This is a genomic window from Saprospiraceae bacterium (assembly GCA_016717265.1).
Classification (GTDB): domain Bacteria; phylum Bacteroidota; class Bacteroidia; order Chitinophagales; family Saprospiraceae; genus Vicinibacter.
The window spans coordinates 2,691,194-2,716,858 of record JADKFX010000001.1; the positions used below are offsets into that span (position 1 = coordinate 2,691,194).

20 protein-coding genes and 1 pseudogene are annotated in these 25,665 nt (G+C 32.8%); 11 read left to right on the forward strand and 10 right to left on the reverse strand.

Annotation, left to right across the window (positions count from 1 at the left end; translation table 11 throughout):
* Positions 1–338: 338 nt before the first annotated feature.
* Positions 339–1,346, reverse strand: coding sequence for a DUF4249 family protein (locus IPO86_10540; GenBank protein ID MBK9728546.1), 1,008 nt, complete (start codon positions 1,344–1,346; stop codon positions 339–341).
* Between the two features lie 577 nt (positions 1,347–1,923).
* On the opposite strand from IPO86_10540, the gene panB reads away from it, so the two are divergent.
* Complete coding sequence (gene panB / locus IPO86_10545; protein ID MBK9728547.1) at positions 1,924–2,739, forward strand: 3-methyl-2-oxobutanoate hydroxymethyltransferase; 816 nt, start codon at positions 1,924–1,926, stop codon at positions 2,737–2,739.
* The gene (mltG, locus tag IPO86_10550) at positions 2,739–3,761 is read left to right on the forward strand and encodes an endolytic transglycosylase MltG (GenBank protein ID MBK9728548.1); all 1,023 of its coding nucleotides are present in this window, start codon (positions 2,739–2,741) and stop codon (positions 3,759–3,761) included. The genes panB and mltG overlap by 1 nt, the downstream gene beginning before the upstream one ends.
* A 210-nt stretch (positions 3,762–3,971) precedes the next feature.
* Here mltG and IPO86_10555 read toward each other — a convergent pair whose 3' ends face one another.
* Entirely contained in the window at positions 3,972–4,490 is a 519-nt protein-coding gene (locus IPO86_10555) for a hypothetical protein (GenBank protein ID MBK9728549.1), read from the reverse strand.
* 12 nt (positions 4,491–4,502) lie between these two features.
* On the opposite strand from IPO86_10555, the gene tilS reads away from it, so the two are divergent.
* Positions 4,503–5,828, forward strand: coding sequence for a tRNA lysidine(34) synthetase TilS (gene tilS / locus IPO86_10560; protein MBK9728550.1), 1,326 nt, complete (start codon positions 4,503–4,505; stop codon positions 5,826–5,828).
* A 48-nt stretch (positions 5,829–5,876) separates the two neighbouring features.
* On the opposite strand, the gene IPO86_10565 is transcribed toward tilS, so the two are convergent.
* Genes IPO86_10565 through mdh form a run of 3 tightly spaced genes read right to left on the reverse strand, consistent with a single transcriptional unit; the run spans position 5,877 to position 8,282 of the window.
* Positions 5,877–6,752 carry a hypothetical protein gene (locus tag IPO86_10565; protein MBK9728551.1) on the reverse strand — a complete coding sequence of 292 codons (876 nt, stop codon included), beginning with the start codon at positions 6,750–6,752 and terminating at the stop codon, positions 5,877–5,879.
* Between the two features lie 28 nt (positions 6,753–6,780).
* Entirely contained in the window at positions 6,781–7,308 is a 528-nt protein-coding gene (locus IPO86_10570; GenBank protein ID MBK9728552.1) for a redoxin family protein, read from the reverse strand.
* A gap of 41 nt (positions 7,309–7,349) precedes the next feature.
* Positions 7,350–8,282 carry a malate dehydrogenase gene (mdh, locus tag IPO86_10575; GenBank protein ID MBK9728553.1) on the reverse strand — a complete coding sequence of 311 codons (933 nt, stop codon included), beginning with the start codon at positions 8,280–8,282 and terminating at the stop codon, positions 7,350–7,352.
* An 88-nt stretch (positions 8,283–8,370) separates the two neighbouring features.
* On the opposite strand from mdh, the gene IPO86_10580 reads away from it, so the two are divergent.
* The 6 genes from IPO86_10580 (at position 8,371) to IPO86_10605 (ending at position 14,706) form a co-directional block, all read left to right on the forward strand.
* Entirely contained in the window at positions 8,371–9,909 is a 1,539-nt protein-coding gene (locus IPO86_10580; GenBank protein MBK9728554.1) for a T9SS type A sorting domain-containing protein, read from the forward strand.
* 9 nt (positions 9,910–9,918) lie between these two features.
* On the forward strand, positions 9,919–11,382 hold the full coding sequence (locus tag IPO86_10585) for a T9SS type A sorting domain-containing protein (GenBank protein ID MBK9728555.1): 1,464 nt from the start codon (positions 9,919–9,921) through the stop codon (positions 11,380–11,382).
* Positions 11,383–12,588: an ADP-forming succinate--CoA ligase subunit beta gene (gene sucC / locus IPO86_10590; GenBank protein MBK9728556.1), complete on the forward strand. Its 1,206-nt coding sequence runs from the start codon at positions 11,383–11,385 to the stop codon at positions 12,586–12,588.
* A complete protein-coding gene (xseA, locus tag IPO86_10595) occupies positions 12,589–13,833 on the forward strand; it encodes an exodeoxyribonuclease VII large subunit (GenBank protein MBK9728557.1) in 1,245 nt (414 codons plus the stop codon).
* Positions 13,815–14,006: an exodeoxyribonuclease VII small subunit gene (locus IPO86_10600; protein MBK9728558.1), complete on the forward strand. Its 192-nt coding sequence runs from the start codon at positions 13,815–13,817 to the stop codon at positions 14,004–14,006. The genes xseA and IPO86_10600 overlap by 19 nt, the downstream gene beginning before the upstream one ends.
* Before the next feature lie 88 nt (positions 14,007–14,094).
* Entirely contained in the window at positions 14,095–14,706 is a 612-nt protein-coding gene (locus IPO86_10605; protein ID MBK9728559.1) for a hypothetical protein, read from the forward strand.
* 50 nt (positions 14,707–14,756) lie between these two features.
* On the opposite strand, the gene IPO86_10610 is transcribed toward IPO86_10605, so the two are convergent.
* Both IPO86_10610 and IPO86_10615 read right to left on the reverse strand, forming a co-directional pair.
* A complete protein-coding gene (locus tag IPO86_10610; protein MBK9728560.1) occupies positions 14,757–16,229 on the reverse strand; it encodes an LptF/LptG family permease in 1,473 nt (490 codons plus the stop codon).
* Between the two features lie 101 nt (positions 16,230–16,330).
* Positions 16,331–16,726, reverse strand: coding sequence for an SPOR domain-containing protein (locus IPO86_10615; protein MBK9728561.1), 396 nt, complete (start codon positions 16,724–16,726; stop codon positions 16,331–16,333).
* Positions 16,727–16,823: 97 nt separating this feature from the next.
* On the opposite strand from IPO86_10615, the gene IPO86_10620 reads away from it, so the two are divergent.
* Positions 16,824–17,729 carry a methionyl-tRNA formyltransferase gene (locus IPO86_10620; protein MBK9728562.1) on the forward strand — a complete coding sequence of 302 codons (906 nt, stop codon included), beginning with the start codon at positions 16,824–16,826 and terminating at the stop codon, positions 17,727–17,729.
* Positions 17,730–17,732: 3 nt separating this feature from the next.
* On the opposite strand, the pseudogene IPO86_10625 reads toward IPO86_10620, so the two are convergent.
* Positions 17,733–19,433 (reverse strand): annotated as a pseudogene (locus tag IPO86_10625) (ABC transporter ATP-binding protein).
* Positions 19,434–19,537: 104 nt separating this feature from the next.
* Here IPO86_10625 and IPO86_10630 point away from each other — a divergent pair.
* Entirely contained in the window at positions 19,538–22,648 is a 3,111-nt protein-coding gene (locus IPO86_10630) for a hypothetical protein (protein ID MBK9728563.1), read from the forward strand.
* Between the two features lie 48 nt (positions 22,649–22,696).
* On the opposite strand, the gene IPO86_10635 is transcribed toward IPO86_10630, so the two are convergent.
* Together IPO86_10635 and IPO86_10640 are read right to left on the reverse strand one after the other, a co-directional pair.
* Positions 22,697–24,043: a hypothetical protein gene (locus IPO86_10635; GenBank protein ID MBK9728564.1), complete on the reverse strand. Its 1,347-nt coding sequence runs from the start codon at positions 24,041–24,043 to the stop codon at positions 22,697–22,699.
* Between the two features lie 129 nt (positions 24,044–24,172).
* On the reverse strand, positions 24,173–25,588 hold the full coding sequence (locus IPO86_10640; GenBank protein ID MBK9728565.1) for a redoxin domain-containing protein: 1,416 nt from the start codon (positions 25,586–25,588) through the stop codon (positions 24,173–24,175).
* Positions 25,589–25,665 lie beyond the last annotated feature (77 nt).

The window sequence follows — 25,665 nt, forward strand, 5'->3', positions numbered from 1 at the left end:
ATGTCAGTTATTCCAGTAAATAAGTATCAATTTGACATAAATAAATTTTATAATATGTCATTCCGTCATATCTATTTGGAAATCTACCAGATATAAATATTTCTGATTTTAACTATTAACTATATTGATTATAGTTTATAAAAGGATAGTCTTTGCTTTCAATTTAACAAATGACCTAATAAACACTAATGCTCAATATTTATTAATGGCTGATCCATAATTAATGTTGGTTATTGAAAATAAGAGTTGCCATCATAACTCTATTCAATTCATCAATTATTGCATCTTATGGATTCGTTTAGACAGAATGAAGATGAATACATCCTAATGAATAGAACTTATTTGAAATTTAAGTCTCTTGTCAATGGATGCATTTGTAAAGAATCAATGGTTGGATTTTGCAACGTAATCGTTTTTTTGATAGTCACTGCTGAACTAAAGATTCCAAAACCTTCTGAAAGGTTAGTATAACGTGGGATTTCCTGAGAAGCTGTAATACCAGTATTCGCATTGATAATATTTAGATAATTCTGGATCTCTGGCCCTCCACCGGTAAGATAAAAATCAAGTTTATTAATGTATCGTTCAATACTTGGATCAACAGTCAATTGATCATGTAAAAAGTTATATAAAGTTGAACCTAACACTTTTGTACTACTGATATTTGTCGATGATCCAGTTTTACCAGGAAAACTTTTAGCAAACGGTATTTCAATTATTTTAGTTTCCACTTTTTGAGTTACGATATTTAATTCATCAATTGAAACCAATGCTTTTAAATCAAATACAGAGGTATTTGATTGATGTTTCCAACCAAATAAATAGGAACTTTCATAAAATATCTTTAACTGTCTGGTATTGTCATCCGGAAATGTAAAACTGATATCCCCAACAAGTATTATCGTTGCTGTTACTGGTGCTTTACCATCACCTCTCAATAATTGCAAAGTTATTTTATCGCCTCCTTTTAAATTGATATCCTTAGACAAAATTTTATATAGGTAATTTGGGCTTGTAGCAAAAGGTCCATTTTGCCTTACAAGTCCTTCAAGATTTCCATCCACTTTACTTAGTAAAAACTCTTGTTTTGTGAGTTCATTTACTAATTTGACAGTTGGATTTGGATAATATAAAGAATCTGGATTTTTGGCCAATTGGGTAGAAGCAATGTTTTCATCTACAAATGCTTTTTGAATCCGTATATAATGAGCCGTATCTGCTCGATTTAAAAGGCCATAAATAACCGGAATGTCTTTATAGGGTTCTGTTAATTGAAAATCTTCTGAACAAGAATTTAAAAAGCCAGCCAAAAGTAAAAAACAAATAAAACGAGTTAGGATTTTCATGGTTCAAAGATAAACAAGATGAAATAGGTTTTAAAGCTATTCTCAAAAACACAAACTGATTTACACTGCTTAAAACGAATGAATTCGAATTCTAATATACAATCTTCCTTTTTTTATGCTCCAATTTAAGTGTACTTAAATGCTTGATATTAAGCATACTAAGCTAATAAACTTACAAGTTAAAGCTAAAAATTCTCTAATTTTAGATTTTCATTGATGAAATTTGGTAAAAGGTCAACATTTTGTAATGGTGTCTATTTTATTAAGTTAATAAAATTTTAGAACCCGGTTGAATTGTGTTAAAACAAGAATTAGTTTGCTATTTTAATTGTTTTAGAATAATACTTTTAGCATCTATGACTCAATAACTTAAAATAATCTCGAATTTAAATCAGACTACCAATTGATTAAAATTATCAGGAAAGACTGCTAGAATTTGTATATTTTGAAGCTATTTTAAAGAAATTTGGTCAAGTGACATTCTTCCAAAGTTAAATTGAAATCAAATCCAATTTAAAAGCGCTTTAGTTTGCCAATTTAACTGTTAGAAAAGGAGTGAGTTTTATAACTTTACGCCATGTCTATTCACAAAGATCTCAAACGTATTACAACTAATACGATTACTGAAATGAAACTTCAAGGTGAGAAAATTGCTATGCTCACTGCCTATGATTTTTCAATGGCTAAATTACTGGATGCTGCGGGTATTGATATTCTGCTAGTCGGGGATTCTGCTTCCAATGTCATGGCTGGTCATGAAACTACCCTGCCGATTACCTTGGATCAAATGATTTATCATGCCCAATCTGTCGTGAGAGCAGTTCGAAGAGCCTTAGTAGTTGTTGATCTTCCTTTTGGATCGTATCAAGGGAATACAAAAAGAGCCCTTGAATCATCGATTCGGATTATGAAGGAAAGCGGTGCTCATGCTGTTAAGCTGGAAGGTGGCTCAGAAGTTACAGATTCAATTCGGCGGATAATATCAGCTGGTATACCTGTAATGGGACATCTTGGATTAACTCCTCAATCTATCTATAAATTTGGCACTTATGTTGTAAGGGCAAAAGAAGAGGCAGAAGCTGATAAATTAAGACATGATGCCAAACTTCTTGAAAAATCAGGATGTTTTAGTATTGTTCTCGAAAAAATACCAGCTAAACTTGCTTTAGAAGTCAGCCAAAGTCTTACAATCCCAACAATTGGCATAGGTGCAGGTGCTGGAACAGATGGGCAAGTATTGGTAAGTCATGATATGTTAGGTATTAATCATGAATTTCATCCCCGCTTTTTAAGACGTTATGCAAATCTTTTTGAAATTATTGACCAGGCAGTTAAAAACTATACTGCAGATGTTAAGAGTCATAGTTTCCCCAATGAATCCGAGCAATATTAATGCGTTTAAATAACTTCGCTTTTTATGGTTCAGCTATCGCATTATTAAGCATTGGTATTTTTGCTTACCTAAGCTATTGTGCTGCATTTAATGCGAATGTGAGATCAAGCTCAAGAATGGAATTATATGTCTATCCAAATGAAACAGATGTTGCCATAGGCCTTAAAATGGATAGTATACTTTTTGATACAAGCTCTTTTATGCATTTGGCTAAAATTATGAAGCTTACTAAATTAAAGCCAGGTCGATATCTGTTTAAAAAGGACGATCATAATTTTGCAATCATTAATAAATTGCGAAGTGGTGCTCAGGATGCTATCAATGTTACAATCAATAATGTTAGAGATATTTATCAACTTTCAGGTAAATTAGGTGCTGTTATGATGCTGGATTCAATGGCTTTTGTAAGCTTACTAACGGACTCCATAAATTTAATGACATTAAATTTTACTAAAGAAAATATACTTAGCTTATTTATTCCAAATACATACCAAATGTACTGGACAACTTCCGGTGATCGATTTTTACAGCGGATGTTGCAAGAAAATAAAAATTTCTGGTTAAAAGAAAACCGACTACAAAAAGCTGCAGAGAAATCATTAGGTGCGTCTGAAATTTACACAGTGGCTTCCATTGTAGAAAAAGAAACAATCAATGAATCTGAAAAAGGAATGATTGCAGGTGTCTACTTAAATCGCTTAAAAACAGGAATGAAATTACAAGCAGACCCTACGGTTGTTTTTGCAATGGGCCTAACAGGAATTCAACGGGTATTATTGCAGCATTTAAGAACAGAATCACCTTATAATACTTATTTGGTTGAAGGCTTACCTCCAGGGCCGATTTGGATGCCATCAACAGCTACTATTGATTCCGTGCTGAATGCAACAAATCATGATTACATATTCTTTTGCGCTAAACCTGGTTATGATGGAACCCATACTTTCGCGAAATCGCTGGAAGGTCATTTACTAAATGCAAGAGCTTATCGCAAATGGTTGGATTCTCAAAGGATTAAATAAGCGTTAGCATGATCCACCATTAAAATTTCAGTATTTATAGACGAAATACCCTAAATTTAATTATCTAAAGCAGTTAGTACGGGCAAATTGGTAATGTATTTTGATAAATAATCATTTGTTCACTGTGAAGCCCTTGATTATCAATTCAAACTATTAAAATACCCAATTGTGTGTTTCATATATCTCAAGCTGGTTAAAAGAAATCAATTCTTATTTACCTGGCAAGGTATCTACTCTTGATAATTTAATTTGCCATGGGTTGTTGCTATATTTTGCGGTGCCAATAAGTATCATAGTTGCTGGATCTACCTTAACCTTCCATTCAGAAGATGTACCAGTTGTAGACCGGAGTTCGAGAAATGTTGTTTTTTCATCGAATATATACCTTCCCGTTTCAGTTGTTTCTCCGTAAAGTCCTTTTTTATACTCACCTTTAGGTAGAAGATCTAGCCATTGACCTTTGTAAATATTTTCTTTCGGTGCAGCTTCTTTTAGCGATAATGCAAAACTATAATGCCACAGCATATTTGTCAAATCCAGGTTTTCTTTTTGGGATTGAGACAATTGAATAAATTGATCGTCAATTCTTCCCATTGTAGGTGGAGCTAACTTGATTTCTTCTAATTTTGAGTTTTCAGACCCAGAAATAGCTTCCATGCTCTTGTTCTCCTTATTTTTACAGCAGATTAAAAGCATCCCTAATGAACAGATCAAACTAAATTTCTTCATATTAAAATTATTATGTTAAAAACGCCCCGCAAAGTTATTCAAAATCAAGAACTGTTTTCTAAAAATGACAAACTACTCGTTGGAGTGAGCGGAGGCATCGATTCCATGGTTTTGTGTGATGTTTTATACCGGGAAGGTTTTAACTTTTCCATTGCACATTGCAACTATGCACTTCGAGCGAAAGATTCTGATTTAGATGAACAATTAATTCTCCAATGGGCATTAGAACGAAACATTCCTTGTTTTATTAAACAGGTAACAATCCATTCGAATTCTAACATACAGGAAGAAGCCAGAAACATTAGATATCTTTTTTTTAATGAACTAAGAGCGCATGAACAATTTAATTTTATTCTAACAGCACATCATGCTGATGACCAGATTGAAACATTCTTTTTGAATTTATCTCGAGGGGCAGGATTAAAAGGTTTAAAAGCAATGGCATTTCAATCAAATTATATTCTTAGACCATTCTTAGAAATTCGAAAAACTACTTTGTACGATTATGCAAGTGAACATGAAGTTCCATATAGAGAAGATTTTACAAATCATGCATCGAAATATCTGAGAAATTTTATACGGAATGACGTTTTAACATTATTGAATAAAAAAATTCCTGCTTTTGATGAACTTGTTTTGAGGAGTATTCAACATTTAACAGCATTGGACCAATTTTTAGAAATTATATATAATGAATGGAAACTGGAAAATGTATTTTATAAATCAAATTCTACGGAGATTATCAAGCCAGTATTGGATCGATTTTACTTTGTAAGTACAACATTAGTTGAATTAGGATTTCACCCAGAAACGATACTTGAAATAAAAAATCACTACTTTACAACAGGTAAATTATTTTATGATAAAAATGAGCATGAGCTTTTAATAGATCGGGATCTTCTTATAATCCGCAAAAGGAATAATCAACAAATCATTGAATCTAACTATTTAATTGAAGACGCATCTGGTCAATTTATAGGGCTTGCAGGAATCTTAAAATGGGAAGAAGAACGCATAGATTTTGCTGCCGTAAAATTTCCAGATTCACAAAATACCTGTATTATCGATTATGAGAAAACCATATACCCTCTGATTTATAGAAAATGGCAGGATGGTGATGTAATACAACCTTTAGGAATGGCTGGAAAGCATAAAAAGGTTCAAGATGTATTAACCGATTTAAAAGTTAGCTTATTTGATAAAGAATTGGTATACGTTTTAGCTTCAGAGACTGAGATTTTATGGATTCCAGGATATCTACGCTCTGAAATTGCTAAGTTAAATGCTAATTCCAAGCATATTCTAAGATTTGAATTTATAAAAAATGAAAATTTATAGATAAAGTAGCTTTTTGTTTGAAACTTAAATCAAGTGAAATGTATAAGTTTATTTCACTTTGCTTTTCCCAAATAGATCCTTAGAATCTTTTCCAAGAACGGGTCGCTCCCGAGGTGCATTTTCTAAAATTTCACCTCTTTGGTATGGGATATAATTCCAATATCCATCTTTAAGTTCAAAAGCTTCAAAGGTTCCATCAGGTACCATTAATACTTCACCAGATTTCGAATCTGTAATTTGATCAATATGGTCAAAGAAAATCATTTTTGAATCTTCCTCATATCGGAGTATAACATTTGCTGAAGGAGAATAATGAATGACATGTCTGAAATATAATTCCTCCTGCTCTTTAGTATCATAATGCTTGAATATCGGGCTACCAATTTGGATATTGCCCTGATCTATTTTTATTACATCAATGAATCGATGTTTGTTTCCGTCTTTTGAAAAACGATATCCAAACAAAGTATAGTAGCCATTTATTTTCTCAGGGACAAAATGATAGTATAAAGCTCCATACCAATTGTGCTCCGTGAATGATTCAAAATTAATCCTATTTAAATTGCGCTCTTCAGATTTGAGAAAAATAGGCTTACATGAATCTGCAAATACAAATGCTGCATATCGATAATTTTGAAAATTTTCATCTATCTGCCAGGAAACAATTTTTAATTTTTTATCTGCAGATTCTGCCATGACAAAGGAAGGATGAAAGCTTAATTTTGAGCTATCTTCATTAGATTTTATGAGCGTTGTGGCGAGTCTTAAAAACTGATGTTCGGCGAACAATTTATGTTCAATTAAACGCATTGAGAACATTGCGTCGGCATAAAAACGCATACTATCAATTGGCGTTATAGGAACTTGGGCTTGAGTTCCTGAAATGGTACAGAAAACGAAAATTTGAAGCAAATATATTTTCATAAATGAAAAACGCCTTTACACTACTAATTTATTGCACAGACAAACAACTTACCATTTTTAAATAATTGGGCTTATCGGATGCATATTTATGAATAAAAGATGATAATATTTTCCCATTAGAAATTAAGAAAACACCGGGCATTTGGAAACCATCACCTAATTGCATTCCAAAACCATAACCTTTAATAAGTCCTGCTTCAATCCCTCTAAACCAGGATCGGAATCCAAAAAGTTGATTAAAGGTGCCTTTTAACAAACCAAATTGTTTATAAAATTTACAATCTGGATCTGCTACTCTCAACACATGATTTAAGTGATATCTTTCAAAATATTTTGCAGCAATTTCTTCATTAGACATATGTACTAAAATCAACTGAGTATTCTGGAATTTACCTTCATTTTGTAATGTACTCAATTCTTCTAGTGCCTCTCTACAAAATGTGCAACCAAAATGTCGTAAAAAAACCAACAATACATCTGATTTGTTGGATTGATCAAAAACAGAATTGCCATCATTGGTAATCATGTTCTGTATCACGTCACTATATAACACCATGAACAGAAAACAAGGTGTTAAGTAAAATGTTTAGTCAATATTTAGCCAGGAAGCTTATCGTACACTTCCATCATTGACCGAACTTCATCTGCAGATTGATTTAGGAGCGCTTGTTCACTCTCTGTTAATTTTAATTCAATAATGATCTCTATTCCATTTCTTCCTAATTTAACTGGAACTCCAACAAAAACATTATCTAAACCATACTGCCCGTTTAAATGGACACAGCATGGAAAGATTCTTTTTTCATTTTTAGCAATCGATTCAACCATTTGAGCAGCAGCGGCACCGGGTGCGTACCAAGCGGAGGTACCCATTAACTTCACGAGTTCTCCTCCACCATATTTAGTACGTTCAACGATCGCGTTTAAAGTATCTGTATCTATTAATTCAGTAACAGGAATACCTGAAACCGTTGTAAATCTTGGCAAAGGGACCATAGAGTCTCCATGGCCGCCCATAAGTAAGGCTTGTATGTCCTTCGGTGAAACATCCAAAGCTTGTGCTAAAAATGCACGATAACGAGCAGTATCTAGAACCCCTGCCATCCCGATTACGCGAGAAGAATTTAATCCAGACACCTTATAAGCTGCATAAGTCATTACATCTAATGGATTAGATACCACAATGATGATCGGGTTATTAGAGTATTTTAGAACGGAGGAAGTTACTGAATTTACGATGGAAGCATTTGTACTTATTAGGTCATCGCGTGTCATTCCAGGTTTTCTAGGTAGACCGGCTGTAATTACCACAATTTCAGAATCTGCGGTGCGTGCATAATCGTCCGTACCAATCAGACGACTTGAATAATAATCCACCGGTGCTTGCTGCCAGGTATCCAAAGCTTTACCGACTGCGAGATCGCTTTTAATATCTACTAAAATAATTTCTTCTACGAAATCCTTGTGCGCCAATACGTTAGCAACAGTTGCGCCGACATTGCCAGCTCCGATGACAGTAACTTTTTTCATTTTGAAACGTTCTATAAATTAAACCGCAAAACTATAAAACTAAGTATTAATTTTGTGGCCTCTTGCAAACATATTTTAAAATATTAGTATGAATAAAGCTTTCGTTTCAATTATTCTAAGTTTGTTTTTAACAGCATCCGGGTTTTCCCAACAGTTGTTAGGTACTTGTGGCTCCAGCCTGGAAGACAATCTCCTTATAAAGCAAAGGATGCTTGAGAATCGAGCAGTATGGCAGGGAAAATTAATTCAGCGAGGAGGAGCTCCGAGCTATGTACCGGTGCGGTATTGGTTAGTTGCAAGAGCAGATGGAACAGGACGTTTGCCTTTTAAGAATGTTATTGATAATTTATGTGCACTTAACAAAATATATGCAAGTTTAAATATGGTTTTTTACTTAAAAGAAACTGTAAACTGGGACAATCAATTTGTATTTGATGATCCAACGAGCACCTTAGGGCAGGCATATATAAATCAAAAAATGCAAACTAATAAAAATGCAATTAACATATTTACAGCGAATGTTGCAAATGCTTCAGATCTGGGGGTATTAGCTTTTTATAGACCTCAAGGTGATTATGTCGTTTCAAATAAGTTATATGTGAGCTCAAATGGAACAACATTAGCACATGAACTTGGGCATTACTTTTCATTGGCCCATACTTTTTTCGGGTGGGAAAATGATAAATATGATGAGTTAACAATGAACTGTTCAAAACCAACACCAATACTAATTGGTGGTGGTTTTCTTGTAGAATACGTAGATCGCAATAAGCCAGGCACGAATCCTTCAAAGAAAAATTGTCAAGAAGCTGCTGATGGATTTTGTGATACACCAGCGGATTATAACCTTGGTTTAGGATTTCAAGGACCTGGTTGTGTATATACTGGTTGTGCAAAAGATCCTGATAATGTTAAATTAGACCCAGATGAACTAAATTTAATGAGTTATTTTCTAAATTGTATTAAACAATTTTCTACAGAACAAGGGGACGCTATAGTTAAAGATTATGTCTCATCTGGTAGAAACTACTTGCGAAATCCAGTCTATACCCCAAAACCCGAAATTACCGATCAGGTTAATTATAATTATCCAAATGCTAATACAGCTCCATTAGGATATGATACTGTTTATTTTGATTGGGATGATGTGCCTAATGCTGATCGATATATCTTCGAAATTGCAGAAAATACAGGCTTTAATATAAATGCAAAAGTATTTGTCCTAAACCATTCAGATACCGTTTTGACTAACCTTAAAAAGTCTAAATCACATTATTGGAGGGTGACTCCTTTTAATCAAAATAGTTTTTGTGTAGTTCCAAAAGCGGTAGCCTTTGTGACACCATCCTGGACCGTTGCAAGTGATAATTTAGAAATTGAAGGGGTGCGTTCTTTCGTAACTCAAATTAGTGAAGAACATCCAAATCTTATAATTCAATCGAATCAATCACAAATTATAAGTTTGCAAATTATAGATGCAAATGGTAAAATCGTAGAATCCAAGAAGTTATCAATTGTAAATGGAGAAAATAACATTTCATTGCCAAAATTAAATTCAGGTTTTCATTTGTATCGCATTCTGGATAAAATGCAACGTTCTAATTCTGGAAAATTTATTATACAGTAAGCCCTATCCATGAAATTAATTAGCTGCCTAGTATTGGTAAGTTTCCATCTTGGAATATTTGCCCAATCGAACTTTTGTGGGACATCATTTCACGATGAAGCAAAAATTATTGAAGATCAAAAGCAATATATAAGCAGTGGTAATCAAGATCAAGCCACGCAGTATATTCCCTTAAAAGTTCATAATGTTAGTAATGATAATTCAATTGGATTTTTTGCTCCCTGGGCATTATTTGAAACTTTGTGTACATTGAATGAAGATTTTGCTCCTTCAGGAATCCAATTTTTCCTTGATAATGATTTTAATTATATCCGCAATACATCCTGGAATGATCATGAAGCATTTGAAAAGGGAGAAGAAATGATGGAGCAAAGTAATTTTCCGAATGTTGTTAATTGCTATTTAGTAACTAATCCTGCTGGTAATTGTGGATATTTTACGTATAGTGGGGATGCCGTTGCGCTAGGTAAAAATTGCCTTGGAAAACAAAGTCATACTTGGGCTCATGAATTGGGACATTATTTTTCTTTGCCACATACTTTTTTTGGCTGGGAAGGAATTAAGTATTCAAATAGTAAAAAAACGCAGGATTTTCAATCTCAAGTATTTACTTCTATAGAAAATGTTGAGCGTGATTTTTGTAAAAATCAAGCAGACCGGTTTTGTGATACACATCCTGATTATATAAGTAATCGGTGGACATGCGCTCCAGATGGTTTTAGTGGTAATATTTTAAGGGATACAAGGGATTCTACATTTCGTGCAGACGGATCCTTATTTATGTCGTATTCAAATGACGATTGTATGAATCGCTTTTCTTCCGATCAAATGGTGGCAATGGAAAAAAATATTAACGGCCAAAGATCCTATTTGAAACGGACTAATGTACTTCCTAAATTTATTGAGAAAACTGGAATTGAATTACATTTTCCTATTGATAGTCAAGTCGTTTCTACATCTAAGATTTTAATTTCTTGGGAACCAAAAGCAAATGCTAAATATTATATTATACAAATTTCAAGAACTGAAAATTTTACAGTAGTCATTAAAAATTTATTACTTACGAACCCTTATGTAGAAATTGATTCTTTAATTCAGGGAAAAAACTATTGGTGGCGTGTTAGAGCCTTTTCGGAGTTTGATTTTTGTGGAGCAGAATCTGAACCTGGGGTATTTAAAACAAAAGCTATCGTAAATCTAGAAAACCAGTTTTACGATACTGAACTTGCATTGATCCCAAATCCAGCAAGTTCATTTGATCGAATTCAATTAGATGTAAATAATCTATTTACAGAAAATTTAAAAGTTGAGATTCGAAATTTAAATGCTCAACTTATTTCTATCAACACTCCAGAAATTATTGGATCAAAACAAATACTACAATTAAATTATATGCCTGATGGTGTATATATAATACATCTTTCAGATAAAATACATGCGATAGCTAAAAAGCTGATCATAAAAAACAAGTAAATGAACTTACACGAATACCAGGGAAAGGAATTATTAAGTCGATTTCATATTAAAACACAACGAGGTTATCTTGCAACAACTGTAGAAGAAGCAATTGATCCTTATGATGCTTTTATTAAAGATACCGGCAGCAAATATGTTGTTGTTAAAGCGCAAATACATGCTGGCGGTAGAGGAAAAGGTGGAGGCGTCAAGTTAGCAAAAACAAAAGAAGAGATGATTCAATTTGCATCTCAGATATTAGGAATGCAACTTAAAACACCGCAAACTCCAGGTGGTCTCGAAGGTCCAGGTAAATTGGTGAGTCGAATTTATATAGCAGAAGACTCGTACGCACCTGATTTTGATGCCTGTAAGGAATATTATTTTTCTATTTTAACAGACCGCGCTACCCAAAAAAATGTAATTATTTATTCCCCTCAAGGTGGGATGGATATTGAAAAAGTAGCTGAAGAAACACCCCATTTAGTTTATAAAGAATATGTAGATCCTGCTTTGGGATTTCAGGAGTTTCAAGCACGTAAAATCGCATTTGAATTAGGGCTTGAAGGATCTGTTTTTAAGCAAATGGTATCTTTTACTAAAAATCTTTATCATGCTTTTGTCGAATTAGACCTTAGCTTGATTGAAATAAATCCAACACTACAAGATTGTAATCAGGAGATTATTGCTGTGGATTGCAAAATAGCAATTGATGATAATGCATTGTATCGGCATCCAGATCTTGAAGCAATGCGCGATGAATCTGAAGAAGATCCGACAGAAGTGGAAGCAAAAGCTTATAATTTGAACTACGTTAAACTTGATGGAAATGTTGGCTGCATGGTAAATGGAGCTGGGTTGGCAATGGCAACTATGGATATTATTAAACTGTCTGGTGGGAATCCAGCAAATTTTTTGGATGTTGGTGGAACTGCAGATGCAAATCGTGTAGAGCAAGCTTTTCGTATTATTTTAAAAGATCCAGCAGTAAAAGCTATTCTTGTTAATATTTTTGGTGGTATTGTTCGTTGTGACCGGGTTGCACAAGGCATTGTTGATGCATATAAAAATATGAAGAACATTGAAGTGCCTATTATTGTTAGGTTGCAAGGTACGAATGCCGAAGTTGCAAAAAAAATTATTGATGATTCTGGATTGAAAGTGCATTCTGCAATTTTATTACAGGAAGCGGCGGATTTAGTTAAAAAAGTACTGGTATCGTAATTGGAACATTTTACACTTAGTAAGCTCAATTCTTATATTAGGCGGGTTCTTGCAATCAATTTTCAGGATGCTATCTGGATTTCAGCAGAATTATTAAGTTATAAGGAAAAAGCAGGACATGCATATCTGGAGCTTGTTGAAAAAGACGAACAGGATACAATTATTGCTCAATCTTCTGCTGTTATATGGAAATCAAGTTTTGCTGCAATCAAAAAGATTAATGCAGTAGATTTATTACAAATTTTAAGAGAAGGTAATGAAATTAGAGTATTGGTCCAAGTGGATTATAATGCTCGATACGGACTTAAATTAGTTGTTCAAAATGTAGATGCGGCATATACTTTAGGTAAAATTGCACAATCCAGATTGCGTACTGTGGAGCGATTAAAAAAAATGGGTTTATGGCAAAAAAATAAAGAACGTGCACTGAAGCCTGTTTTGCAAAGTATAGCGGTTATCAGTAGTAAAAATAGCGCGGGTTTTATTGATTTTGAAAATCATTTGCTCGAAAATAATTTTGCTTATAAATTTAGAATTCAGCTTTATGATGTTTCTGTGCAAGGTGATAAAACAGTACAAGAAATTCAGAATGCCTTTCATCGAATAATTAAAGATGCTTCCCAATTTGATTTGATTATCATATTGCGGGGAGGAGGTTCTAAACATGATTTAATTGAATTTGATTCTTTTGAAATTTCTGAATGTATTTCAGATAGTATATTACCTGTTTTTACCGGAATTGGACATTTTATTGATGAAAGCATCGCGGATCTGTCTGCTTATTCATCTTTAAAAACACCAACTGCAGTTGCAGATGCAATATTGAATATGAATTTTAACTTTGAGCAATCTATGATTCAAAAATTGCAAGAAATAAACACGCAGGTTCGTCATCTGCTAAATTATTCAAAACAACAAATACTAGATTTTGCACAAACATATAAATCGAATTCTTTAAAAACCATAAAGATTCAAGAAAGAGAATTAACACAATGGAAACATCGCTTGTTCTTTGATGGACATAAATTTTTAAATGCAACTCATAATGAACTTATTCAATATCTTAATTTTCTGGACTCAAATGATCCTAATTTAATTTTAAAGAAAGGGTATTCTTTGACTTATTGTAAAGATCAATTGTTATATAAAATAAATGAATTGCTTCCTGATGAAGAACTCACTACCCTGTTTTCAAATGGGTCTATTACCAGTACAATTAATAAAAAATGGCACAGAAAAACCTAAGCTATTTGCAGGCATATCAAGAATTACAGCTCATCTGCGATCGAATTAAAGAGGAATCTATACCTATTGAAGAACTTCCAAATGAGATAAAAAAAGCCAAGAAGCTCGTAAGTTATTGTGAAAATCTGTTGCGGGCTATAGAATCAGAATTGGACGAAACAAAGGAAGCCTGATTAAAAATAATTTTAGTGAACTGATCACTTTTATTTAGGATTGCAATAAACCTATGTAAATGAATTATTCACCCTAAAATTATGAATTATGAAAAATGCTTTTTATTTGGTTGCTTTATGGCTACTTAGCGCCTGCGCCCCAGAATCTCTTCCTGTTAGTACTGTTGATTTAAATGGTATAGAAGTAGGCAAATCATCTTTAAAACCCTTTAATCTTTTGGATGCTTGTAATGACAAAACAAATTGTATAGAAGCTTTAAAGGAAAAGGTTGCAGAATTGCAAATTCTTGCAGATCAAAGTTGTATTTCTGTAACAGATGATTTGACTTGTTGTCTGGATGGTCGGTCTATCTCTTATTCTGTGATCGCAAATCCAAAGTCTGATCGGTGCTTCCATGAGAATATTAAAGAAGTAGAATCTGCAATACCTGTGGAACGGCGGAATGGATTTAATGTAATTGTAAGCAGACAGTATTGTACTGCAAAAGCTATAAGCTTGGGAGTAAAAGTACTGGATGATGATGCTCGCGGAGCAAAATTTGGGTATCGTTTTAGATGGTCATTAGACGGCGCAGATTTAATTACTGGAGAATCCCTACAATGCATTAAAGGGTTTAAATATAATCTATATGTAATTCGTGTTTTTGACCTTAAAACAGTTGAAATATCTGGAAGTCTTTTTCCCACAATATCAAGATAAGAATTTTTAAAGAAAGCTGCCTGGTTTAATATCAGGCAGTTTTTTTATTTTTATTTTTTTCGGGATTTAAAATGAGAAAGTACGTTTTTTAAAAATAATTTAAAATCATCAAATACATTTCGATCCCGCATTGCAGACCAACTTAAAAAAATACCAGGAATTGATAATAAGATACACGGCAACCAAGCAGCCCAAACAGTTGGTATTTTGAGTCCTTCGGTAAGCCGTTTACAAAATGTGTTAAGTAAAATATAGACTGCAAAAACTAAAATGCAAATAATAAGAGGATAGCCATATCCACCTTTTCGCACAATGGCGCCGAGCGGTGCACCAACGAAAATAAATAAGAGGCAAACCGCTGCAAATGAATATTTGATAAAAAGTTCATATTCAAATTTGGCTTTTTGAACTTTAATTTGCCGTTTATCTTTTTCATCTGAGAGTTTCTGACTTTGATTAATTTCTATAGTTCCTAGTACTTTTTTCTGCAAGCTTTGATATAGGAAGGAATCCCGCATATCCCATTGGCAGCTAAGACTATCCATGAGTCGGAGGTTTGTTGTAGAGTAATAATGACTAAATGTGATTGACTTTTTAAAAGTATCCAATTCTTTTTTTTGTACTCTGTTAATACTTAGGTTATTGAAAATTCCTCGGGGTGTTTTATGTAAGGACCGATTAATACTGTCAATTTCCAATCGCAATTGTTGACTGTTTTTCATACGCTTGTCGTTTTTAAACAAGTCTTCATCCGTTCGATCCAACTGAAATTCACTAAGATCAAAAACTTTTGTGAGTTCAACAAAGGAGGTTCTAATAAATGGCAAATTCGATGTTGCAGATTTTGAATTTCCTGGATCCTGATAAACGGTGCCATCATTTAATTCCATGATTAAGTACATTTGATGAGGCGTGACATACATTCTCCCATTCGTTGCTGAGATGATTGTTTTTTCTCCAGAACTCTCTGAACGACTATGATCATAAATTAATATATCCTGAATGTCTTTTCCGTTTGAACTTTTATTGCCAATCCGAATGGTATAACCATAAAAATCTTCATTGAAAATTGCTTCATCTAAACCGAGTGTTGGTTTTTGCCTTTTGAGATCATGTAATCGACTCAAGTATTTTAAATTCGTACGAGGTATTATGTAATCTGAACAAATCCAGGAAAACAGAGCTACAAAAAAAGACATAAGTATGAGTGGTCGCATGATTCGAAAGAGCGAAATTCCAGCTGACTTCATGCTGGAAAGCTCATACTGCTCACCCAAGTTGCCAAATAAAAATACACCGGCCAATAATACACCGATAGGAAGCGCCATTGGAGTTAAGGAGAAACTTAAATAAAATAAAAATTCAAGAATCACCAATATACCTGCCCCTTTCCCTAAAATATCATCAATATATAACCAAAATACTTGCATTACAAGCACGAATAAGGCCATTAGAAAAGATAATACAAAAGGCGGGATAAAACCTTTTATAAGCATTAAATCAAGTTTTTTGATTTTCAGCATTTCTGATTAAGATTGGAGCAAAAGATTATAATTATATAGAATCATAAATTGAATTTTAATAAAGTTCTTGAACGATTTGGTAGTGCGTTTGTATTTAAAAATTATAAACACTTTGTAAAGAATTCTAATTTATTGCTTGAGAGTTCTAAAATGGTTTTTTCAATACGTTCTTGATTCGTGAAGGTATCAACCACCACAGCATAAAATTCTGTATTTGGAAAATTATACTTATAAGCTTTCGTAAAGCCCAATTTCAATAATTTGTTCACTTGCGTATCTGCATTTTTTGGAATCAGAAAACTGCCAGAAATTAAGTAGCAAATGAACTTTGATGGATTAGGTATTATGGTATCCTGATTCTTAATCGTTGATTTGTGGACACCATCAGCCATTAGAAAATGCAAACCTTGGGTTTGTATAAATTCTTTAGAATGAATGTTGGAACAATAAAACCAACAAATAAGAAAAGGAAGTCCGAAGAGTATTGAAATTTTCACAAATTAAAGCTTAGGTATTGAAGTACATTAATGTCTTTGCAAAACTATATTTAATATCGCTATTTAGCGCTTTATTTGTAGAATAAACGCTTTTTGTATGAGAATTATATTTATGGGCACTCCTGAGTTTGCAATTCCTTCACTTGAAGCATTGCGTGTTAAAAATGACATTATTGCTGTTGTTACTGCCCCGGATAAGCCAGCAGGAAGAGGTCATGTAATGCATCTATCAGAAATTAAGCAATATGCTGTCTCACAAGGATTTACAGTTTTACAACCTATAAATTTAAAAAGTCCTAAGTTTTATAAAAAACTAAAGGAACTTAAAGCAGACTTATTTGTGGTCGTTGCATTTAGAATGTTACCTGAAAGTATCTGGTCAATGCCTAAATATGGCACTATTAATTTACATAGTAGCTTGTTGCCAAAGTACAGAGGAGCTGCTCCTATTCAAAGAGCCATTATGAATGGTGATGAAATTACAGGACTAACTGTCTTTAAACTTGATAAACAAATTGACACAGGAGCTATACTAGCTACCATTGAAATAAAAGTTGGACTTGACGAAACCGGTGGTCAATTACATGACCGGATGAAATTAATGGGAGCAAAACTATTAGCTGAAACGATTGAAAACATAGAAAATGGGACAATAGTTCCGAAGATTCAACTTGAGGAATTCGTATCGAATGCGCCTAAGATCTTTAGAGAAGATTGCCAAATAGATTGGAATCAGGATATCCATAATGTTTATAACCTTATCCGGGCTTTAATACCTTACCCATGTGCATGGTTTATTAACAAAAATATTACATATAAAATACATGCAGCCACCATGATTTCTGAGATCCATAATTATCCAGCTGGAAAATTCATTGTGCAATCCAATCAATTAAGAGTTACCTGTTTAAATGGATATATAAACATTACTGAAATCCAAGCGGAAGGAAAGCGAAAAATGCCCATAAATACGTTTTTAAATGGGTACAAAAATTTTGAATAAATCTTAATCCGGAGTAGATGCAAGCAACATTTGAGTGTAGGCTGTTTTTGGGTTATGGATGATATTATTGCAGTTACCATATTCAATGATTTCTCCATCTTTCATAACCGCAATACGATCTGCAATAAAATTTACAACAGAGAGATCATGCGTAATGAATAAATAACTTAAATCAAATTTATTTTTTAAATCAACCAATAGATTCAATATTTGGGCTTGAATAGAAACATCGAGGGCTGAAACTGGTTCATCACAAACAATGAATTTAGGTTCTAAAGAAAGTGCTCGTGCAATACAAATACGTTGCCGTTGGCCGCCTGAAAATTGATGTGGATATCTATTAAAATGGCTTACCTCTAATCCAACAGTTTCTAAAAGATTCATAGCCTTGTCTTTCCGATCCTTTGGATTATTATACAAAGAATGCACTTCCATCGGTTCCATAAGTGCTTTACCAATAATTTGCTTTGGGTTTAAAGCTCCATATGGATCCTGGAAAATAATTTGTAAATCCTTTCTCAAAGGTCTCCAGTTACTTTGAGACACTGTGTTAAGATTTAATTCTTTGTATTTAATTACCTCTGAAGACGATTTTACTAAATTTAAAATTGCCCTCCCTATGGACGATTTACCACTTCCCGACTCACCAACTAAACCTAAGGTTTCCCCTTCTTTGATTGTAAAACTAACATCGCGCACAGCATGAATCTCATTCTTAATCTTTCCAAAAAATGTTCGACCTGTAGTATAGCGTATATTTAATTTTTGAACTGTAATTAAATCTTTTTTCAATCCCAAGGATTGTAGTCTTTTGTCTATTTCAAATTGACTTACAAATGAATTTTCATGGTCTCTATTATTTGATGTTTGGGGCGTTTCAAAATCTTGAATCGTAAGCAATTTTCTTATTTTTCTTTTTAATGGTGGTCGGCAGTTTATCAATCCTTTTGTATAAGCATGTTCTGGGTTTTCAAAGATTTTCTGAATGTTGCCTTGTTCAATAATCTTGCCTTGATTCATGACTATAGCATAATCACAAAGTTCTTTAACAATATTTAAATCGTGACTAATAAAAAGTATAGAAAGGCCTAATTCCTTTTTAAGTTGTTTTAATAGTTCAAGAATTTTTCGCTGAAGGCTTACATCCAAGGCGGTGGTAGGTTCATCGGCAATAATTAATTTTGGTTTACAACTGATTGCAAGTGCAATTAATACCCGTTGTAATTGCCCACCAGATAATTGAAAAGGGTAAGCATTATAAACGCGTTCAAGATCTGTAAGTCCTACCAACTTAAAACATTCGAGAACTCGATCTTTAATTTGAGATTTAGATCCATAATGATGAGCGTATAAGCCTTCAGAAACTTGAAAGCCACATCTTAAAATTGGATTTAAGGCAGACATTGGCTCTTGAAAAACCATTCCAATCTTAGCTCCTCTGTAGCTTCTGATTTCTTCCTCTTGAAGCTTTAAAAAATCTATAGTTGTATTCGATTCATGCCAGTTTATGCTTCCTGAACTTTGCAGGCTTTTTTTGTCAAGAAGCTGCATAATAGACATTGCTGTTACTGTTTTTCCGGAACCGGACTCGCCTACTATGCCTACAATTGAATCCATTGGAACCTGAAAATCAATGCCTTTTAGCACTTCAACTGAAGTGCCATCCTGGTTATAACTAACTCTTAAATTTTTAACTTCTAATAAATTCACCGCACAAATAAAGCTAAAAAAGCTTAAATATGGGCTAATCTTCAACAACAGGACACTATTTTTGTATTATAGTAGTTGATATAGTTAAATACACTTACATGCCTAAATTTTTGAAAATCACACTCATCGTTTTAATTTCAGTCCTGCTTATTTTATTTACATTACCTTATTTATTTAAAGATCGCTTAGTTTTAAAAGTTAAGCAAATTGCCAATGAGAATTTGACTGGAAGTTTTGAATTTAAAGATGTCTCTATTTCATTGTTCAAAAAATTTCCAAATCTAAGTTTATCGCTACTTGAATTAAACTGTAAATCATATGTATTAGAAGATACAACAGATTTAATCAAAGCAGATGAGTTTTTAATTAGTTTGAATTTATGGGATGTACTAAGCCAAAAAGAAGTCCCTTCGATAGCAGCCATAGAATTTGTAAAACCAATTATTTCAATTATTCAATATGATAGTTTAGTATCGAATGCGGATATCGTTAAACCAGATCCAGACCATAATTCAAACGATTCAACTTCACTTGAGCTTACCATTGAAAAATTTAAAATCATAAATGGGGCAATTCATTATCTGGATCAACCCAGCGGCACTCAACTGGTTTTAAAGGCTATTAATCACCTAGGGGCTTTTAGTTTTATGAGTGACCGTACTTTAATTCAAACTTCAACACAAATTGATACCATCACATTTCAAGCAAATGGTATGAAATTACTAAAGGAAGTCTCTATGAAATCAGATTTAAATCTTACATATTTTGATTCTCAAGGCAAGTTCGAAGTAACAAAAGGCTCCTTTAATTTTAATAATCTTAAATTAGACATCCAGGGAATTCTTCAATTGAAAGGGGATTCTATAATTTCTGACATTGCGATTAAGGCTCCTGAAAATCAGTTTAAAGATCTTTTTTCTATACTTCCAGAAGCATCCACTGCTGACTATTCAAATGTGACATCAAGTGGTACCTTTCTATTGAATGCTTCCATTAAAGGTATTTATTCAGCTAGTGACAAAGTTTACCCTTCCTGGGATTTATTATGTTCAGTTATGAATGGATCAATGAAATATCCAACGAAACAATTAAGCCTTGAAAATGTCAATCTTGATTTGGTTTCAAAAAACGAAAGTCCAGATGCAAAAACAGCCTACTTTAATGTAAATAAATTTTCTTTTTTATTAAATAATCAATCTTTTGAAGGCTCTGTTTCAATTTCGAATTTATTAGATAATTTCAAATCATCTGGCAATGTCAAAGGTCAAATTAATCTAGCAGATGTTGAACGATTTTATCCAATAGAATCTGGAAGTACAATGAAAGGAATAGTTAAGCCGGATCTTGCTTTTGGTTTTTCAAAAAGTGATATTATAAATGATGTATATGATCAAATACGGTTGGATGGTAGTTTAAAGATTGAAAATTTAGAGTATAAAAGTAAGGAGCTGCCTTTAATTGGAATACCCTCTGCCCTATTCCATTTGAGTCCTAAAAAAATTGATATCCCGGTATTAGAATTGCGATTTGGCAGAAGTGATCTGGCAGCATCCGGGAATGTCATAAATCCTTTGAATATGATGACTTCTAACAAAATTGTTACAGGCTCAATTACTGGAACAAGTAGTCTGATTGACTTAACGGAATGGATGAATCCGGTCGCAAATACTTCAAATCAAAAACCTGTAAAATATCTGGGAAGTGAATTGAAAATATTGAACCAGATTTCATTATTGGTTCAAGCAAAAATTTCTAAACTAATCTATCCAGAATATGATATTCAAAATATTTATTCCGATGCAAGAATTCAAGGTGATCAATTGAATATAAATACATTTACTGCTAAAATAAATGAAAATTCAATTTCAGGAAGTGGAAATTTGAGAAATGTATTTGCATTTTCTATGTACGATCAACCAATTCAGGGCAGCCTGAATTTAAAGGCTACTGTATTTAACGCTGATCAGTTTTTAAGTCCAGTATATTCGACAAATTCAAACGGTACAGCAGCAGCATCGGAACCCTTTGAAATTTCTAAACTCTTTCATTTTGATATCGACTTTTTAGTTGATCAATTTATTTATAAACCTTTGACTTTGAATCAAGTGAAAGGCAATTTGAAAGTTGTGAATCAAGAAATTCAATTTCATAATCTCAATTCAAATGCATTAGGTGGCAAAATGTTTTTGAATGGCATTTTGGATGCAAGTAACCCAGCACAGCCAAAATTTAATTTTAAATATGATCTCAGTAAAGTTCAGTTTTCAAATACTTTAAATTCTTTTGTTAGTGTAAAGAAATTAGCCCCGGTACTAGAATATATTCAAGGTTTTTTTAATAGTAGTTTGATATTTCAAGGAGTACTAGGAAAAGACATGTTTCCTGTAATTGATAGTATTAATATCGATGGCATCATTGAAACATTGGAAGGATCCATTAAAGGATTTAAACCATTAGAGGCAATTGCTGATAAATTGAAATTAAACGCCATACGAAACTTAAATATAAAGAACACTAAGAACTGGATCACTGTCCAAAATGGACTCGTTTCCATTAAAGATTTTAATAAAAAATTGGACGATATTGATTTAAATATTAATGGTACACATAGAGTCTCAGGTCAGATGGATTATCTGCTTTTATTTAAAATTCCAAAAAATAAGGTTTCTGGATTTATGCAATCGATTAAATTAGAGAAAGGTCTTGAACAATTAAATGGATTGTTAAGTAAAGTAGGTTTGCAAGGTGTAGCTAATAATGGAATTAATGTATTGGTAAATATGAAAGGAGGGCTTACAAATCCTTCCTTTACATTTAAACTCGTTAATGAAAAAGGAGAATCGGCATCTGATTCAAAGTCGATTATTGAAAATGTTGGGAATCAATTAAAAGATACAATTCAATCTAGACTTGAAGAAGAGACGAATAAATTGAAGGAAAAAGCAGCAAAAGAAATCGATAAATACGCCGACAGTTTAAAACGTGTAGCTGCCCAAAAAACGGAGGAATATAAAAACAAAGTACTTGATAAAGCAGCTGAAGAAGCAGGCAAACATGTTGATTCGAATATTATAAAACAAGCTAAAACTGTTTTAAATAATCCTTTAGATAGCTTAGCGGGTAAAATATTGAAGGGTGATAAAAAAGATGTTGATAAGATTAAAGATAAAATGAAGGATTGGAATCCATTTAAAAAGGATAAAAAATAAAGCCGGTGGTTTGCCGGCTTTATTTTGTTTTTATATTTAAATATGGGATTACTTTAATTCTAAATTTATAACATTTTGAGCGAGATCATAGCCCATTTGGAAACCTGCATCTATACTACTCCTGAAATAGATTGCACCTAGCATATCAGAATATGAAGCTTCTTTAGCCATAATATTAAAAGTTTCAAAGTATTTGCGGTTCTCTCTTAAATCCGTTCTTGATGCTTGTGTGTAATCCATAAATGGAGTTCGGTATCCAAAGTACATTCCTAATATTTCAGAACAAGCACTATAAATAAGTGCATTTTCCGAGACAAAATCTGGCACAGGAGTATTACTATAAAATGGTATATAATACTTATTTATATTTTGTTTGATATAACTGGCAGGTCTAAGTAAGTTATACGAAAATTTTGTTTTCCAACTGACTATATAGCCATCATATTGTGCTATTGAAAGTCTTAATGCTAATTCAATGGCATGATCCAACTGAAATTTGCGCTCTTTTATAAGTTGAATCATAAGCGAAGTATTATGACATACCGGTGATACATGAGGATCTTTATCCTGGTGCCAGTATTCATAAATCTCACGTTGAGCAGGGTTAATATTTGTCGCCATATTATAAAGCTCAACAGCCTCTGAATACATAATAGAAGTTTGTGCCGTACTATAGGTCAAAAGTCTCAAAGGTGCTACATTGGTTGCATTTTCTAATAGTGCTAATTTGGAATTTCCCCAATAAGGTAATAGAGGTTTTTGTGAATAATCCGGAGGTGTTGGAATCCATGATCCTTCTTTTACAGGCATATTTACATCAGGAAAATTTCTTAAATAGGAATCAGCTTGACCATCTGCATTTGCAAAATCACTAATTTTCCAACCAATTTCGTTGCCTAATTCTTTTGAGTTAAAAACAATGTCAGTTGATAACTCAATCGATGCTGATTTTACATATTTATCTCTTAATTTAGTAATTCTTGCTAAATTTTCAACTCCAGAAGCTTTGTATAAATCGGTTGACACAATAGCTAATGCTTGATTCGCAACGATTATCCAATTATAACTTTTATTTGGATCAGCTTGAGGTAAAGTAGTATTAAAGCCATTGATTCTGGTTTGGAGTGATTTATAATTGTATAATCCACCTAGGAGTGATTCGTAGCAAGTAAGGCTCACATAATAAAGTGCTCTACTGGCTATAGGGTCATTAAACCCATTGCACTTAGTACCAAGGTCTAACGATAAATCAAGCCAATCAGTTACAAGGGTAGCTTCAAAATTATTTACAAATGAGTTTCCTGTGGGTGTAGGTGTTTCTTTATTACAAGAAAAAGAGGCTACAATCAAGAGTAGGCATAGAATGCCTTTAGAATAGGTTTTTAAAAAGGTCATACTCAATGGTTTTAGTAGTTAATACTATGACAACAACGTTATCAGGCACAAATATATTATAATATTTTATAATACATAAATGTTTGATAATTTAAAAAACCATTTGAGCTCTTCTATTATTCGTTTATTTTATTCGTTTTCTTTGATATTCAACAGTTTATCCATAATTTCTGATAACTGTTCAGCACCTATTTTTTTTGTTAATATTTTTTTGTTTTTATCTAAAATATAAATTTGTGGGGTCGTTTTCAAATCATAAATAAGCTTAAATCTGGATGCGTGACTTGGATCTGAAGCATTTATCCAGCCATTCATATGCATACTTTCCATGGATTCCCAACAGGTTTTCTCATCTACTCCTGTCTTCGTGCAGACAGCGAGAATTTCAACTCCTCGAGTCTTAAATTTATTGTAAAAGTCTACTATTAAAGGCATTGATTTTTTGCAATGTCCACAATCTGGTGCCCAAAACATTAGTACAAGATAAGGAGATTTTAGTTCATGTAACCGTATTTGAGAAGAATCTTTTTTATATACAAGAATATCCGGGGCAATTTTATCAATTAATAAGGGTTTTAAAGATTTAGCATCACTGACCATTTTCGCCAGATTCTCCGGATCCATCCAACTTGCCTTGTTATTTGCATAATACTGCTCCACTAAATGAACATAAACTCCATCCATTCCAACAAATTTTGAATTCGCATATTGGTTTAAATAACTGGATAACAGGTATTTATAATTTTCAGAACCAACAATACATTTAGATAAAATATAATCCAAGGCTACATTTATAGAGTCTGGATGTTGCATTGTTAATCGTTGTATATAGCGATCAACCTTTTGAGAAAATAAAGGTAATCTCACAGCTCTATCATCTTTAAAGTCTGAAAAATCAAAGTAATGATCTTTATAATAATTAAAAATAATTAGATCCTTCTTGTCGGCTGGTTCTTTACTAAAGTCCGGTATTTCCACCTCTAGACTCCATTTTATAATTAAACTTAATAAACTCAAGGGTTGTGTTAGGATAATCTCTTGTTGCTTATTTTTTACTTCTTTATCTAATTTTAATAAAACTTCTTCTATAGATTTGGATTGAGAACTATCAGCAAGATTCTTACTTATTTTAGTTAAAGAATCGGCCTTTGTTCTTCTTTCAGTTATGAAATCAATATATTTTATAAAATCCTCATTTAGCTTAGATCCTTTAAATTTTAAGGCTCCCGAAAGATTATCGTTGGAAGTTTCAATACTAAAGTTTTGCTTATCTTTTTCAATTAAAATTTGGAAAAAATCATGGGATGGCATGGTTACAATAAGATACATTCCTGGATCTAACAAGGTATCTTTCGTAAAAACAAAGCTATTGTTATTCCTGAATGCTGTGTCCCTTATATATTGTTTATCTCCAAAATGATATCCTAATAGCAAAGTATCATTTGTGTAGCCCTGAATATTTACTTTGATTTTATAGGACTGACCAAACAAACAAGTATGAAGGAGGAATATTCCAAAAATTATAGTTCGATTCAAAAGCTGCATATCTTAACTATTCAGTTTATCTAATTTATTAGTCAAAGTTATTGCAAGTCTATAAAAATAGCTGTCAACAGCCTTAC

Bases quoted from the DNA above. Each gene is read 5' to 3' on its own strand.
- IPO86_10540 (MBK9728546.1), bottom strand. From the start codon at position 1,346: ATGAAAATCCTAACTCGTTTTATTTGTTTTTTACTTTTGGCTGGCTTT.
- IPO86_10555 (MBK9728549.1), bottom strand. From the start codon at position 4,490: ATGAAGAAATTTAGTTTGATCTGTTCATTAGGGATGCTTTTAATCTGC.
- sucC (MBK9728556.1), top strand. From the start codon at position 11,383: ATGAACTTACACGAATACCAGGGAAAGGAATTATTAAGTCGATTTCAT.
- IPO86_10580 (MBK9728554.1), top strand. From the start codon at position 8,371: ATGAATAAAGCTTTCGTTTCAATTATTCTAAGTTTGTTTTTAACAGCA.
- mltG (MBK9728548.1), top strand. From the start codon at position 2,739: ATGCGTTTAAATAACTTCGCTTTTTATGGTTCAGCTATCGCATTATTA.
- IPO86_10570 (MBK9728552.1), bottom strand. From the start codon at position 7,308: ATGGTGTTATATAGTGACGTGATACAGAACATGATTACCAATGATGGC.
- tilS (MBK9728550.1), top strand. From the start codon at position 4,503: ATGTTAAAAACGCCCCGCAAAGTTATTCAAAATCAAGAACTGTTTTCT.
- IPO86_10630 (MBK9728563.1), top strand. From the start codon at position 19,538: ATGCCTAAATTTTTGAAAATCACACTCATCGTTTTAATTTCAGTCCTG.
- IPO86_10600 (MBK9728558.1), top strand. From the start codon at position 13,815: ATGGCACAGAAAAACCTAAGCTATTTGCAGGCATATCAAGAATTACAG.
- IPO86_10635 (MBK9728564.1), bottom strand. From the start codon at position 24,043: ATGACCTTTTTAAAAACCTATTCTAAAGGCATTCTATGCCTACTCTTG.
- panB (MBK9728547.1), top strand. From the start codon at position 1,924: ATGTCTATTCACAAAGATCTCAAACGTATTACAACTAATACGATTACT.
- IPO86_10565 (MBK9728551.1), bottom strand. From the start codon at position 6,752: ATGAAAATATATTTGCTTCAAATTTTCGTTTTCTGTACCATTTCAGGA.
- IPO86_10610 (MBK9728560.1), bottom strand. From the start codon at position 16,229: ATGCTGAAAATCAAAAAACTTGATTTAATGCTTATAAAAGGTTTTATC.
- IPO86_10640 (MBK9728565.1), bottom strand. From the start codon at position 25,588: ATGCAGCTTTTGAATCGAACTATAATTTTTGGAATATTCCTCCTTCAT.
- mdh (MBK9728553.1), bottom strand. From the start codon at position 8,282: ATGAAAAAAGTTACTGTCATCGGAGCTGGCAATGTCGGCGCAACTGTT.
- IPO86_10585 (MBK9728555.1), top strand. From the start codon at position 9,919: ATGAAATTAATTAGCTGCCTAGTATTGGTAAGTTTCCATCTTGGAATA.
- IPO86_10605 (MBK9728559.1), top strand. From the start codon at position 14,095: ATGAAAAATGCTTTTTATTTGGTTGCTTTATGGCTACTTAGCGCCTGC.
- IPO86_10620 (MBK9728562.1), top strand. From the start codon at position 16,824: ATGAGAATTATATTTATGGGCACTCCTGAGTTTGCAATTCCTTCACTT.